The sequence below is a fragment of the Nonomuraea sp. B19D2 genome (genome assembly GCF_040137845.1).
In the GTDB taxonomy this organism is placed as follows: Bacteria; Actinomycetota; Actinomycetes; order Streptosporangiales; family Streptosporangiaceae; genus Nonomuraea.
In genome coordinates this window covers 40,164-53,964 of record NZ_JBEFAK010000061.1, presented here as the reverse complement: position 1 = coordinate 53,964, position 13,801 = coordinate 40,164, and the positions used below count along the sequence as shown (strand labels likewise).

Below are 13,801 nucleotides of genomic sequence, written 5' to 3'. Positions count from 1 at the left end.
CACCGGGTCCAAGACCACCGTCAGCCGCCCTCCATCGACTCCGAACAGAGGACAGTAGCTTTGCAGTAACGCTGTGTTACCGCATCAAGAACGGTGCATTCTCATCCGTACGCGCTGGCGCACGTTCACTTGTACGCCGACACCGCGCCGTTCGCCAAGCTCCAGGAGCACCTGGAGGCCGCGGTCAAGCTCACCTTCGAGGTCGCGGCCCAGCACCGGCGGCAGCGTCACGAGCTGCCCGCCGCCCGCAAGGCCGCCGCTGAGGCCAGGCAGGAGGCTGCCGCGCTCAGCCGTGGAACCGCCACCCCCCGCCGGTTGAGCGGCGGGGGGCAGCCGTACCCGAAGCCCCGCCCGGCGGCCCCGGCCGCTGACGAGGACGGCAGCTTCCTGGACATGGTCCGCCGTGACCGGCCGGCATGACCGCACGATCCGCCGCCGTCCTGGCCCCCGCCGGGGCGGCGGCACCCGGCCCCGACCCGATGCGAGCTCCAGGAGGCGTAGTGAACCGGCCGATGACCAAGGAAGAGCGACGCGCCTACAACCAGCGGCGGCACGCCGAAGAGCGCCAGGCGTGGCTCGGCGGGCGTGGCCCTCAGGGGACCGCCGAGCTGTGGTGGGACCAGGCCCGAAGGGTGGCCCGGGAGCGGGCCGCCGCCGGCGACGACCTGGCGTGGGCCGATCTTGCTCGGACGCTCAGCAACTTCTGCGACCGCTACAGCCAGTGACGACTCGGAGGTTCATCTTCATGTTCATCTTCACCCCGAGCGTGCGGTCGACGGCCCCCTATGCGGACGCGTGGACGCGCGGACGCGCGGGCGCGCGAGAGTACGCCATCCCGTCACTGTCCGTCAACGCCTGAAAGGAGCGCACACCGTGGCTGACGACCCCACCAAGGACGGCACGGACGCCAAGATCGTGTCCTTCCGGCCGCGGTCCGACAGCTCCGTTTCGCCGCCGCCGCTGCCGCCTCTGCCTCCCGCGCCCAAGCCGTCGGTCCTGGCGGACGCTCCCGCCCGCGACACGTCGGTCCCGGCCGCCTTCCTGTCCGAGGGCCTGCCGCGCGCTGGGACGATGGGCCCGCCGCTGGCCCTGATGATGCCGCCGCCTCCGGCCCTCCCGGACGCCAAGACCGGCGACGACCCTGGCGGCGATGAGGATGGCGAGGGCGAGTTCGCGCCGCTGGCCCCGGCCGACCCGGACAACCCCACCGCCCAGGAGATCCTGCAGACCTGCATGACGCTGGTGACCGCGCTGGGCGTGGCCGCCGCCAAGGGCATGTGGCACCGGGCCCGGCACCGCCAGGCGCTCGCGGACCAGGCCCGCGCCGACGCCGACAAGGCCAAGGCCAAGGCGGCGGCCAACGGCCACCATGGCGGCCACGGGGGCGGCCATGGCGGCTCTCGGGGGGCCGCCGGCAAGGGCGGCGGTCTGCTGACCGGCTCCCGCCAGGAGGGCACGCACCGAAAGCACCGTGGTGGCCACGGTCCCGGAGGTGGGCCGGGCGGCGGCAGGAAGGACCCCCACGGCGGGGACCGCAAGTCCCGGCCCCACAGCAAGGGCCCTGGCGGCCCACACGGCGACTCGCACAAGGCGCCCAAGACCAAGAACGGTAAGCACCGCGGCGGCGCCGACACGGGCGGACTCGGCACGAAGTCCTGCATCAAGAACCGCAAGCCGCGCAAAGCGATCGACGACAAGACGACCAAGGACGGCAAGGCGCCCAAGGCGACCAAGGACGGCAAGAAGCAGCACGACAAGGACACCCCGAAGCCGAAGGGGCCAGCGCCGCTGAAGTGGAAGGCACCGCGCAAGTCCCGTCCGGGACCGGGCGGGGACAAGGCGCTGCCGCCCGGCCGCAAGCGCTGGGCCCGTCCCCCGGCCGGCTCCGGGGCGGGCAAGCAGGACGGCAAGACCACCAAGACCACCAAGGGCGGCACGAAGCGCACGCGCCGGACCTGGAAGGCCACCACCAGGTGGCTCAAGCGCTGGCGCACGCGCCACGCGGCCGCCACCGCGGCGCCCGGCGCGACCACAACCGGCGCGACGGGCACGTCAGGCGCGGGCGGCGGGCAGCAGGCAGGCCGGGCGCGCCGGGAATCGTGGAAGCGGCCGACGCCGCCCCCGCCTCCTCCTCGGGGAGCCGAGTGGATGCGGCCGCCGCCCGGGGCCGACCGCTCCCCCCGGATCACCGTCGAGCGCGTCGACACCCAGCCCCGGCCGCGCCGACGGAGCGCACTCGCCCCGGTGGCGGGCGCACCGGCCGCCGGGCGGCCCGCGCTGGCCCTGGCCGCCGCCGCCAGCTCGACCACCACCCCGACCACCGCGACCACGAGCGACGAAAGCCCGACCGTCCAGGCCGCTGCAAGCCAGGCCACTGGAGGCCAGATGAACCGACCCGCGATCCCGGCCAGGGCCGTGCCCGCACCGCGCCCGGCCGCCGTAGCGGCCGCCGTGGCGGCCATGCCGACCCACGGCGTGCAGTACGACGACGACGCCGAGCTGACCATCCGGGACGTGATCGAGGCCGCCGAGGACGCGGCAGAGGAGATCACCGAGGGCGTGGACGCGGCTCGCGCCACCGCGATCGGCGCCGAGCGCATGGCGGGCCGGCTGGATGCCCTGCACGCCGAGATCGTCGAGTTGAAGGTGCCCGGCTGGCTGGCGGCCATCTGGGTCCGGCTGGTCGACAAGGCCCTGCATGTCAAGGCGTGCGCTGAGGGCCTGGCCGAAGCGTTGCCCGCCGCGTCCGAGGCGATCGCCACGGCGGCCGGCAATGCCGCCGCCCGCCACGTGATCGTGGCCGACACGACCCGCGACTACGGCCACATCCGGCCCGCCGAGCGCGAATACCACGACGAGTAGGGAGACCCCGGTGAACGAACTGACCAGCAGCTCGACCGGCGAGGCGCTGGAGGAGGGCGGCAGCGTCCTGCCCCGGTTGGTCCGGTACGGCGTCCTCCTGGTCCAGCTCGGCTACGCCGCCGTGCGGCTGAGCGGCCTGAGTGAGCGGATCCGCGCCACCTACGCCTACGTGGAGGGGTGCGCGGCGAGCGTCGACCAGACGGCTGACCAGATGGCGGGCCTGGACGTCGACGTCGACACCGTGGGCGAGTTCCGCGACGCGGCTGCGGTCATGCGCGGCGCGCTGGACGACGCCGCCGCGATGGCGGAGGCGACGCAGGAGATGGCGGTCCTGTTCGAGGAGGTCCGCGACGCCCACCAGAGCGACTACGGCGGCGTGGTCGAGGCCGTCCACTCGATGCCCGTCCCGATGGCTCAGGCCAGCTTCTACAGCAACCGCTGACCCTGCGAGAGGAGAGCACGCCCATGGCCACGACCAAGACGACCAGCCGGGCCGCGAAGGTGCCCGCCCTGCCGCCCGTCGATGTCGAGCTGCCGCGCTGGCCCGCCCTGGACCGGGCGCGTCGCCGCCTGCAGGTCGTGCGCAGCGCGACGGGCCGCGTGGCCACCCTTGCCGGGGCGTGCGCGGGCGCGTGCGGCCTGTTCACCGGCACCCTGACCGGGGCGGGCCTGCTGGCCGACGCCGCGCTCACGCTCGGCGGCCTGGCCACGCTGCGGCTGTGGAAGCCGGAAGGGCAGCAGCGGGCGGTCGCCACGGCGCTGTATCTGACGCCCGGCGTCAGCCTGGCCGCCCTGCTGATCGGTGAGCAGCTGACGCCCGGCATCCACCCCGTGGCCACGACCTTCGAGGCCGCCGCGCTGACGGCCTGGACGGTCGGGGTGTGGGTGGCGCGCCCGGCCGAAGTCGGCCGGCGCATGCTCACGCCGCCGCTGCCCGAGCCTGCCGCCGCCGAGCTGGTCCCGGCCGGGCCGCTCGTGAGCGACCACCCGGCCGCCCAATGGTGGGCGGCCAAGGCCGCCGTCAAGGGCGGGCCGGCCCCGGACACCGTCCTGGACGACGTCGAGCCGACCGGACCGAAGTCCATGCGGGCCATCATCCGGGCCGCCGCCCCGGGCGAGCCGGTCCCGGACATCTCCATCCGCCGTCTGTCGGCGCTCATGGACGTGCCCGAGGACGAAATCGCGGTTGACCCGGTGCCCGGACGGGGCGCGGGCGTGCGCCTGCTCAAGGTCGGCAACCCCGACGAGACCGACGACCTGGCGACCCGGTGGGTCAAGCACGTCGCCCCCAAGGGCATGCCCGGCACGGTGCTGACGGAGATTCAGGTCGGCACCCCGGGCGGCCCGGTCCGCACCATCCCCGTCACCAGCACCAGCATCACGAAGAGCGCCGCCAGGGAGGACACGTGAGCGCCACCATCACCCGCCCCGCCGCGGCGGCGGGCGACGAGCTGACCGTCTTCAAGGTCGAGCACCCCGAGGGCACGGCCATCTCCTATGACCTGGAGGTGCTGTGCAAGAAGCTCGGTGTCGACGACCCGGGCCGCCTGGTCGTGGAGACGCAGGGCCGTCACGGGCTGATCATGGTCTACCCGCGCAACCCGCTCGCCGAGATCCGGGCCGTGACCCGCGCAGATCTGGTGATGGACCAGCACGGGCGGTTCATCACCGGGCTCTTCCACAACGGGCAGCCGGTCAGAAAGCGGCTGTTCGACCCCACGACTGGTAGCGCCCAGCGGTTCGCGCTGTTCGGCACGACCGGCGCCGGCAAGAGCAAGGCGTTGCAGCTCCAGCTGATCGCCGAGAAGGTCAACAAGATCTGCACATGGCTGGCCGACCTGAAGGAAGGCCAGTCCGTCCCCGAGGCCGAGGGCAACGTGGACTGGCGGGCCACCACCCAGGAGGGCGCCCTCCTCGTGCTGATCGCGGCGGTGAAGGTGGCCCTGGCCCGCATGCGCCGCTACAGCGCCATGGGCCGCAACGCGTTCGTGCTCGGCGAGGACCCGCTGCTGCATGTGTGGATTGACGAGGCGAACCGGTTGCTGGAGCGCGGGGCACCCTATCGAGCGCTGGCCACGCGGTTGATCAAGGAGCTGGGGCGGACCGGCCGGTCCGTGGGCGTGGGCATCGGCATCGCCGCCCAGGCGTCCCACCTGGAAGAGCTCGGCGGCAGCGACACCCTGCGGGCGATGATCAAGGAAGGGGAGGTGACCCTGCTCCGCTGGACGGCGTCGATGATGCGTCAGCTGGTCGCCGACGGCATCCTGCCGGTTGGGGCGCAACTCGTGCCCATCCCCAAGACGCTGGCCCCGACCGTGTTGCGCTCGCCCTTCGATGTCGCCGAGGACGACGGCGACGCCCCGGGCACGCAGGGCATGGCCTACTACCTGTCCGGGGCGCGGCCGACCGCCCTCATGCGCCACCTGCGGCTGGGGTCCATCGCCCCGTTGAAGGGCAAGGACCCGGAGATCTTGGCCCTGTACGGCGATGAGGAGCCCCGCCGCCTGGAGGACGCGTCGGTGCAGGCGATCGGCGGCGAGGACGCGATCGAACACATCGCGTACGCGCTGCGCGACGACGGCCCCGCCTTCGACGCCCTGTGCGAGCAGTTCCGCAAGACGCAGCAGCAGCGCAGCGCGGCCAAGACCGGACGGCGGGGCGCGGCGGCCCCGGCCGACGCCGACGACCACGCCGGCGACGACTACGACGACGGCGAGGACGGCGAGGACGGCGAGGAAGACGACGTCACCCTGCCGCCCGCGTCCCTGGAGGACCGCATCCTGGCCGTCCTGGAGGACGCCGAGGCCCCGATGACCGCCGGCGCCATCTGGGAGGCCGTCAACGCCGACGGCGGCCGCCAGATCAAGGCGCTCAACTCCGTCCGCAACGCCCTCAAGCGGCTCTCGACCGAGGACGGCCCGGTCGCCAAGCACGAGCGTGGCCAGTACGCCCTCGCCACGTAGACGCCCGCCTGAACTCCCCCGCGAACACCCGGTTCGTCAAGCCCACCACCAAGGAGGACCCGCTCATGCCCCAGCCCACCGCCGTCGAGATCACCTCGTTTGGCTACGGCCACGCCGCCCCGCCGGAGGCCGACATCGTCGTCGACGCCCGCCGCCGCTTCCGCAACCCGCACGCCGACCCGGCGATGCGCGAGCTGACCGGCCTGCAGGAGAGCGTGCGCTCGCACGTCCTGGCCACCCCTGGTGTGGCCGCCGTCGTCCGCCACACCGCCCAGCTCGCCGCCGAGCTGACCAACGCCACCGCCGCAGGCGGGCTGGTGACCATCGCGGTCGGGTGCGTCGGCGGCCGCCACCGCTCGGTGGCCATAGCCCAGGCGATCGCTGCCGAGCTCGCCGACGTCGGCCTGCCCGTCGCCCTGGTCCACCGCGACGTCGACCGGCCCGTTATCCAGCGCTGACCCACAAGCAGACGGGCGCGCATCACCGCGGTCTTTCCGCCAAGACCGGCCGCGGCGGGCGCGCCCGCACAACCCCATCCATCCCAGACAGATCAGAAAGGGCTGATCTCCATCATGACGCAAACCACCGACACCGCGGAGCCCCAGGTCATCCTCTACGAGGCGTGGGACGCCGGTTTGGATTGGGAGCTGGAGCTTGCGGAGGCCGTGCTCGGTAACGAGCGCAACAGCCTCACGCGTGAGCAGGCCGCCCACATCCTGGCCGAGGCCGATCGCCTGGTCGCCCGGGTCGACGAGGGCCTGGCCGCCATGCGCGCCATCCTCAACCAGACGCCGTGGGGGCGCAGCTGATGAGCGGCATGACCATGAACTCCGCCGCCCCAGCTCCGGCCGCTGCCAGCGAGCAAGCCGTGACGGTGCTGCTGGCCGAGTACGACGCCCTCAAGGCCGAACAACGCTCGCGGATCGGCACCCGAGACAACCTGCTGTACGCCGTGCTCACCGCGGCGGCCGCGATCGCCGCCGTCACCGCCACGGCCGGGCGGCTGGAGCTGCTGCTGGTGCTCCCCCTGGCGGGGGTGGTGTTGGGCTGGACGCACCTGCACAACGACCACATGATCACGGCAATCGGCACCTACCTGCGCGACCGGCTGGGGCCGCGCCTGCACGCGCTGGTCGACGACGCCACCGACATCCCGATGTTCGAGTGGGAAACCGAGCGCCCCAGCGACCGCCTCCGCCTCTCGCGCAAGTGGCTGCAGCTGGCCGTGAACCTGGCCGCGTTCTGCGTGCCGCCGCTGGCCGCCCTGATCGTCGTGTGGGCCGTCGGCCCGCACACGCCGGCGGTGCTGGCCGTCTCCGCCCTGGAGGCGGCCGCGCTGGCGGTCCTGGCCACGCAGACCACCCGCAACGCCGACCTGGCCAGCGTGCGGCAGGTGACGCGATGACCGCCTTCCCCGGCGCGCTGGCGGTGCTGGCGCGCGAAACCGACGCGGTGCGCGCCGAGCTCGCCCGCATCGACGCCAAGGCCAACACGCTGCTGGCCTTCACGCTCGGCTGGCTGACGGCCATCGTCGCGCTGGCCGCCACCGGCCCGCGCACGACGCCGTTGGGCGCGATCGCGCTGTGGCTGGCCGGGCTGGTCCTGGCCGTGGTCGCGGTCGTGCTGCTGCTCACCGTGCGGCCGCGCCTGCCCCGCATCGGCGGGACCGGCTTTGTCGCCCACGCCCGCGCCCACGACGGCGCCGACCTGCTGGCCGTCCTGGCCGGCCAGGGCACCGGCGCTCTGGAGGCCGCCGACAACCTGCACCTGCTGTCGACGATCGCCCGGGCCAAGAACGGCCTGATCCGCGTGGCCGTCGACCTCATGCTCGCCGACCTGGTCCTCCTGGTCGTCACGCTGCCCTTGATCCTCACCGGGAGGACCGCATGACCGAGCACGTTCACCACGCCAGCCGAGAGTTGGACGGCCGCGTCTGGGATCAGCTCCCTGCCCGGGAGGTGATCCTGGCCGGCACCATGTCCGCGCCCTGCTGGGTGCTGACCAACAGCGACGGCGAAGACTTCGACGACGCCGACGGCGTGCCGCACTTCCCGACCATGGAGAAAGCGGCCGACCGGGCGGCGATCCTCGCCGATGCCTGGAAGCCGCGCCAGCTCGACCACGGGTGTGTGACGGTCACCTGCATCTGCTGCGCGTACACCTACGACGAGGAGGAAGACGGGCTGACGCACTTCGCCGACGTGGCGGAGGCGGAGAAGCTGCTGGCCAACTTCTGGAGTTTCGCCAGCGGTCAGGCGAAGTGCGACGCGTGCACGGCCGGGCCGTGCGACCCGGAGCGAGGCGACCATGGCTGAGACCCCCACCATGGCCGCGACGCTCAGCGAGGTTGAGGCGATCGGCGCGCTGCTGGAGCGCCTGCCCCACGCCAGCGCGGCGGAGGTGCTGGAGCTGGGCCGCAGCTGCCCGCACCGCCACGTCGCTCACCAGGCCGACCGCCTCCACACCCGTCTCGGGGCGGTCAGCGGGCAACGGCCCGCCGACCGGTGGATGGCCGACCTGGAGAAGCTACGCACCCGCCTGGTCGGCCTGATCACCGCCGCGTATGAGCAGGCGGCCGCCGCCGAGGCGTGGCTGCGCGACCTCGAAGAGGCCGTGGCCGCGGATGACGAAGCGCCCACCCCGCAGGCCGCCCAACCGTCCTCGACGGGTGCGCCGGCGAGGCCTCGCGGCCGCCGCGACGCCACCGGCCCGAACGAGCCGGCCCGACCGCGCCGGGCACCGCGACATGTGCAGTTCGAGATCGGGTCCACGCAGCCCGTCCCGGCCGATGAGGAGGCGCTCGTCCGGCGGCTGTGCCACCGCATGGCCACCAGCCCGGCGGAGGCGGATGAGCTGATCGCCATGCTCGGGGTGGGCTGATGGGGCGCCGCGTTTTCTGGGATCCCACAGGGCGTCGCTTTGGCGGTCTGCCGACCTACCCATGGCGGATGGCGCCCGACGGGCTGGCCACGCGCCGGCAGCTGCGCGCGGCCGGGCTGCGGCCCGGCGGCCAGCCGCCGGTCGCTCAGCTCATGTGGCGCTCGCGCCGCTACTGGTCGCGCTACCGCGGGGTGCGGGTGGCCTACCTGTACGAGATCGCCAAGGCCAAAGCGCGCCGCACCCCCTCCGCCGCCCAGCTGCAGGCCCTGGACAAGGCGCTGGCCGCCCGCCGCATCTGCCCCGAGTGCGGCATCGAACAGCCGTACTGCATCCCCACCCGCTACGGCGCCTGCCTGCCTTGCCACGGCTGGGAGCTGGCCACATAGCCCGGCGCTGGCGTTGCGGATGCCGCCCGGCCCTTCACCCGGGCCGGGCGGATGTCCGGAGCCGCCAACTCCAACCGCACACAACCCGACGAAAAGGAGCACCACGTGTCCGACAAGCAGACGGACGACGTCCCCGCCACCCTCAAGGCCGACATCGAGGACTCCCTCGCCACCGGCGAGGACATCCACAGCATGGCCAACTCCGTCAAGAATGCCTACGCGGCCTGGCCTGCCGGGACCCGGATGTTCGACCACATCCCAGGCTTTCTCGCCGGTGTCTTCATGGCCGGCGTCGAGGAGGAATTCCTGGAGATGGAGGAGCTTCCGGCGTTCGTCCACGACGTGTTCGAGGAAGCCGGTCTGGCCGGTCACCTGCACGTCGCCGAGATCCTCTACATCGCCGCCGAGGCGGCCGACTTGGACAACGCGGCATGACCGCTGAGCCGGTGCCGCCGTTGCGGGTCCTCGCCTGGCCGTGTGCCGGGCGGGGTGCCCGGGGCGTCCGCCCCGACACGACAAAGCCCCAGGCGTTCATCCGACCAAGAACGCACGCCCGGGGCCCCTCGATGAGGAGTTCCCACGATGCCACTCACTGTCCGCCGTGGCCAGCCCCGGCCCACCGACGCCAGCAGCACCCCGAGCAAGCCGCTGAACTGGTGCTCTGTTCATTCGGTGCAGTACAGCAGCGCCTCCTGCCCGCGCTGCAGCAAGTAGCCGGCACCGGCCCGACACTTACGGGGCCACGGGTCGTCCGTGGCCCTGTAGGTCGCCCGTCCGCCGGGATCTCGGTCGCTCCGCCCGCCTCCTCGTGCGCCGAGCTTGGCGCAGTTTGGACTGTCAAGCCCGTAAAGGGGCCCCTTAGCAGGGTTTCTGACAAGAAATCACGACGAATTGTCAGAAAGTCTGGTAGAGATCTCCTCATATCGGTGCCGTGCGTGGCCGACCAGGTCGACCGTCCCGTGGCGGTGCCCGGTCTGCGCCTCTCACGTCCGGTTTGCGCTTGCGATGTGCGACACGCCGGGCGAGGCCTTGCCGCGTACGGTGCCGCGCACGGCGTGTTCATGGAAGGATGCGGACTTGACTACTCACTGTCGATCTTCACAGGAGTCGCCCTAGGCAAAGAAAAACGCCCCGCGGTTGCGGGGCGTGGACAACAACTTCATCTTGATCACGTTTCGGAACGATCAGCTCAGAAGCTTTGGCGGGCAGAAAAGCGGATCGATCTCGACGGGATTTCGCACGTCTGGAGACGACCATAGCAGGCAGCCAGGCGGTTGTCCCACTGCGCCCTGAAGACACGCCGGGGCGCGGGGACACCCCCTTCCCGATCCACCCCGCAGCCGACGAGGCCGACGTGGTCGGCGGCCCGTTCCGCCGCCCCGGCGAGCGCGTCTACCGCGCACCGGGACCCTCGCGGCCGCCGTGCCCAGAGCATGGGGCCGGCCACGACGCGGCCTGCACGGCATGCCGGTTGTACAAGCGCGAGCTCATCGCGATCGCGATTGAGGTGACGGCGTGGGCCGTTGGCGGCGCTGTTTCGGCGCGTTCCCAGGCGGGATGGATGCGCGCGGTGCGCACCCATCCCGACGTCGACGAGCTGCGCTGCGACGCCTACACCAACCTGCTTTCGGTGGCCCGGGTGGCCATGTGGCGGGCGAGCCGATCGACGGTCGACCCGTCCGTGTGGACCTCGATCCCGACCCGCAAACTCATCATGGAGCGCACCGGCCTGCGCCTCAGCGCGGTCAAAAAGTGGATCCGCTGGCTGCGCGAGCGCGGCTTCCTGGCCACCGTGGTCGAGGGCTCCACACCGCGGTTTAGGCCCGGCACCCGATGCGGGACCGACGACGACGGCGCCGCGAACCTGGGCGCTGAGTACGCGCTCCTCATCCCCCTGGCGACCACCCAGACCCCCGCCAAGGACACCACCGGGGCATCCGCCTGCCCTTCGCCTGTGGAGGAAACGCGACCCCCCTCGGTTGTTCTCTCTGATGAGAGAACAACCGAGGACGGAACCCCTAACGCAGGCGCGCGAACAAACGCCCAAACCGGGCAAAGCGCCCACAGCAGCGACACCGCCCGGACGTGGCCGCTGTCCGCAACGCCGGGCACCAAAGTCGAGATGCTCCAAGCCGCCCAGGCGCTGCGCGCCCACAGCCCAATCCTGCGCAAGATCACCGCCAAGCACCTGCGCTCCCTGCTGCGGGAGTACTTCCGCGCCGGCTGGACCGCCGGTGACGTCCTGCACGGCCTGGACCACACCCCCTACGGCACCAGCTGGACCTACACCCACCCACCCCAGTGGATCCCCGGCTGGATCCGCCACCGCCTGATCCTCTGGCACACCCCCGACGGCACCATCCGCCCCTCACCGTCCCAGCAAGCCGCCGCCCGCCAGCAAGTGGCCGCCCAAGCCCGCCAGGCCGCCCGCGCCGAACACGAACGCCGCCTCGCCCACAGCGTCGACGCCGCCGCCCCCGCGGCCGCCGCCCGCGCCGCCCTGGCCGCCGCCAGCCCCACCGCCGCCAAGCGGATACACCGCCGCGACGCGGACTCGCCACAGCCGAGCGGATCCACCGGCCATGATCTTTACATTGTAAAGATCATGGCTCCGGACGCCACACCGGCCACTTCCACCCCAACCGGAGAACCCAACGAGCGGCGCAAGCCCACAGGGGGCCACAGGACGCCCGTAGCCCCCTCCCGAGCCCCTGATGCCAGCCGAGACGCGTTCGCGGCCCTGGAGGCCACACGGCGGCTCGTCGAGCCGGAAGCGATCTTCCAGCGTGAGGTCATCGACCGCCACCGCCTCCCCGGCGAACCCGGCGAGGACGCGGGCGCCATGCCGAACACCCAACGGGCCTGGCTGGCCCGGGTGTTCGCGGCTCAGCGCATGACCGACAACAGCTGAGGCCGGGCTAGCGTCGGACGATCAAGAACGGCGGTCACTTGTGTACACAAAGGAACTCCGCGAGGCGCGCTGGGGCAGTCCGGCCGGAGCTCCAGGCGGTACGAGGGTTCCCGTCCGGTCCGCGCCGGGTTGTGTACACAATGTGGATCATGAAGAAGATCGGGATCCGGGACGCCCGCGCCCGCCTGGCCGGACTCATCGAAGCGGCCGGCGGCGGCGACCCGGTCGTGTTGACCCGGCGCGGCCCCGGCCGCAACGAGGCCGTGCTGCTGCCGGTCGAGGCGGCCGCGGTGTGGCAGCGCCACCTCGCCGAGCAGGAAGCCGAGCGCGAGCGGCGCGCGCAGGAGAAGGCCTTGGGCGAGCGGTTGCCGGCGACCAAGCGGGTGCCGGTCTGCCCGTACTGCAGGTCGTCCTTCCTGCAGGTCGCCTACACCGGCCCGGTGGTCAACGCCCTGGTCAACACCGCCGACCCCGGCAGCGGCGTGCAGGACGTCGTCGTCGACACCGACGTCGGCCAGCTCGACAAGGTCGCGTGGGTGAAGTGCGCCTCCTGCTGGGAACCCCTGGCCGACGGCCCCCGCCAGCACGGCTCCCCCGCCCACCGTGCGGCCGTCGAGATCGCCGAGAACGCCTCCTGGGCCGACGTTCCCTGGGAAGCGACCGACCCGTGGGTGGTCAAAGAGGAGGAGATGGGCCGCTCGTCGCGGATCGTGCTGCAGCACGATCTGGCCCGGGGCAAGGTCCAGCGGGTCAGCCTGTGGGAGTACATCACCGGCATCACCGACGCCGAACGCGAACAGATGCGCGCCGAACGGCTGGCTCGTGGCGAGCCCTACGACTACGACCTGTGGGACGACGACGAAGCAGGCGAAACACACGCTTAGTAATCGCTTGACCACTAGCATGCGGATGGGGGCCTGGCCTTTTGGAGGGGGCGCCAGGCCCACTTTGACCGAGGCGGCGGACGGCCTTAATCGGGGTGCCGGTAAGAAACGTGTCATGAGCCCCAAACGAGCGGCTTCTCAGGCCGACGCCCCATTTGATCTTGTGCGAAATCGATCATTTCTGAGACACGGAGTGACCGCCGCCCCGTTCCCGACGTTCACGCTCGTGAGCATGTCTCAAAATCCGCGTACGAAAACTATGTTTCACTACTCCTCGATTCAGCCGTTTATGAGACACTGACGCGATGAGCAGGATTGGCTATGGACGCGTTTCCACCCGCGACCAGAACCCCGATAGCCAGCGCGACGCCCTGACAGCGGCCGGATGCGATCGGATCTTCATCGACAAGGCGTCCGGAAAGATCGACCACCGCCCTGAGCTCAACAAGGCGCTGGACTACCTCCGGCCCGGCGACACCTTCGTCATCACTCGCCTGTCACGCGCCGCACGATCCCTGCGGCATCTGCTCGACCTGGCCGCGCAACTCCGTGAGCGCGACGTCGACCTGCTGGTGCTCAAGCAGGGCATCGACACTTCCACACCCTCCGGGCGCCTGCAGTTCCACATGTTCGGCGCCTTCGACGAGTTCCTGCGCGAGCTCATCGTCGAGGGCACGCTCGAAGGTCTTGCGTCAGCCCGCGCGCGGGGCCGCGTCGGCGGGCGGCCTCCCTCGTTGGACCCGCACGGGGTGGAGATGGCCCGCGCGCTGTACGACATGAAGGGATCGGACGGTAAGCGACGCTACACCGTCCAGCAGATTGCTGATCGGCTCGGCGTCAGCCGCGCCACGATCTATCGGCACCTGGATCGTAGCCTGCGGTGAGCATGCTCCATAGGTGATCCGGGAACCGTGA

The 13,801-nt window shown here is 71.8% G+C and carries 17 protein-coding genes; all 17 read left to right on the top strand.

Annotation, left to right across the window (positions count from 1 at the left end; translation table 11 throughout):
- The first annotated feature begins 93 nt into the window (after window positions 1-93).
- The 17 genes from ABN273_RS52730 (at window position 94) to ABN273_RS52650 (ending at window position 13,770) form a co-directional block, all read left to right on the top strand.
- Window positions 94-420 (top strand): hypothetical protein, encoded by a 327-nt coding sequence (locus ABN273_RS52730; protein WP_349457297.1) that lies wholly within the window; start codon window positions 94-96, stop codon window positions 418-420.
- Window positions 417-725, top strand: a complete 309-nt coding sequence (locus ABN273_RS52725; RefSeq protein ID WP_349457296.1) for a hypothetical protein — start codon at window positions 417-419, stop codon at window positions 723-725. The genes ABN273_RS52730 and ABN273_RS52725 overlap by 4 nt, the downstream gene beginning before the upstream one ends.
- A gap of 148 nt (window positions 726-873) precedes the next feature.
- On the top strand, window positions 874-2,862 hold the full coding sequence (locus ABN273_RS52720) for a hypothetical protein (RefSeq protein ID WP_349457295.1): 1,989 nt from the start codon (window positions 874-876) through the stop codon (window positions 2,860-2,862).
- Between the two features lie 10 nt (window positions 2,863-2,872).
- Window positions 2,873-3,304 (top strand): hypothetical protein, encoded by a 432-nt coding sequence (locus ABN273_RS52715; RefSeq protein WP_349457294.1) that lies wholly within the window; start codon window positions 2,873-2,875, stop codon window positions 3,302-3,304.
- Window positions 3,305-3,327: 23 nt separating this feature from the next.
- The gene (locus ABN273_RS52710; protein WP_349457293.1) at window positions 3,328-4,272 is read left to right on the top strand and encodes a hypothetical protein; all 945 of its coding nucleotides are present in this window, start codon (window positions 3,328-3,330) and stop codon (window positions 4,270-4,272) included.
- Window positions 4,269-5,825: a hypothetical protein gene (locus ABN273_RS52705; RefSeq protein WP_349457292.1), complete on the top strand. Its 1,557-nt coding sequence runs from the start codon at window positions 4,269-4,271 to the stop codon at window positions 5,823-5,825. The genes ABN273_RS52710 and ABN273_RS52705 overlap by 4 nt, the downstream gene beginning before the upstream one ends.
- A 65-nt stretch (window positions 5,826-5,890) precedes the next feature.
- Window positions 5,891-6,283 (top strand): RapZ C-terminal domain-containing protein, encoded by a 393-nt coding sequence (locus tag ABN273_RS52700; RefSeq protein WP_349457291.1) that lies wholly within the window; start codon window positions 5,891-5,893, stop codon window positions 6,281-6,283.
- A gap of 114 nt (window positions 6,284-6,397) precedes the next feature.
- Window positions 6,398-6,634: a hypothetical protein gene (locus ABN273_RS52695; protein WP_349457290.1), complete on the top strand. Its 237-nt coding sequence runs from the start codon at window positions 6,398-6,400 to the stop codon at window positions 6,632-6,634.
- Between the two features lie 8 nt (window positions 6,635-6,642).
- Window positions 6,643-7,230, top strand: a complete 588-nt coding sequence (locus ABN273_RS52690; RefSeq protein WP_349457289.1) for a hypothetical protein — start codon at window positions 6,643-6,645, stop codon at window positions 7,228-7,230.
- The gene (locus ABN273_RS52685; RefSeq protein WP_349457288.1) at window positions 7,227-7,715 is read left to right on the top strand and encodes a Pycsar system effector family protein; all 489 of its coding nucleotides are present in this window, start codon (window positions 7,227-7,229) and stop codon (window positions 7,713-7,715) included. Before ABN273_RS52690 ends, ABN273_RS52685 begins: the two co-directional genes overlap by 4 nt.
- On the top strand, window positions 7,712-8,140 hold the full coding sequence (locus ABN273_RS52680; protein WP_349457287.1) for a hypothetical protein: 429 nt from the start codon (window positions 7,712-7,714) through the stop codon (window positions 8,138-8,140). The genes ABN273_RS52685 and ABN273_RS52680 overlap by 4 nt, the downstream gene beginning before the upstream one ends.
- Window positions 8,133-8,705 carry a hypothetical protein gene (locus tag ABN273_RS52675; protein ID WP_349457286.1) on the top strand — a complete coding sequence of 191 codons (573 nt, stop codon included), beginning with the start codon at window positions 8,133-8,135 and terminating at the stop codon, window positions 8,703-8,705. Before ABN273_RS52680 ends, ABN273_RS52675 begins: the two co-directional genes overlap by 8 nt.
- Window positions 8,705-9,091: an RRQRL motif-containing zinc-binding protein gene (locus ABN273_RS52670; protein WP_349457285.1), complete on the top strand. Its 387-nt coding sequence runs from the start codon at window positions 8,705-8,707 to the stop codon at window positions 9,089-9,091. The genes ABN273_RS52675 and ABN273_RS52670 overlap by 1 nt, the downstream gene beginning before the upstream one ends.
- 105 nt (window positions 9,092-9,196) lie before the next feature.
- Window positions 9,197-9,526, top strand: a complete 330-nt coding sequence (locus tag ABN273_RS52665; RefSeq protein WP_349457284.1) for a hypothetical protein — start codon at window positions 9,197-9,199, stop codon at window positions 9,524-9,526.
- Window positions 9,527-10,661: 1,135 nt separating this feature from the next.
- Window positions 10,662-12,002, top strand: coding sequence for a hypothetical protein (locus tag ABN273_RS52660; RefSeq protein WP_349457283.1), 1,341 nt, complete (start codon window positions 10,662-10,664; stop codon window positions 12,000-12,002).
- 149 nt (window positions 12,003-12,151) lie between these two features.
- Window positions 12,152-12,886: a type II toxin-antitoxin system Phd/YefM family antitoxin gene (locus ABN273_RS52655; RefSeq protein ID WP_349457282.1), complete on the top strand. Its 735-nt coding sequence runs from the start codon at window positions 12,152-12,154 to the stop codon at window positions 12,884-12,886.
- A 305-nt stretch (window positions 12,887-13,191) separates the two neighbouring features.
- Window positions 13,192-13,770: a recombinase family protein gene (locus ABN273_RS52650; RefSeq protein WP_349457281.1), complete on the top strand. Its 579-nt coding sequence runs from the start codon at window positions 13,192-13,194 to the stop codon at window positions 13,768-13,770.
- The last annotated feature ends 31 nt before the right edge of the window (window positions 13,771-13,801 follow it).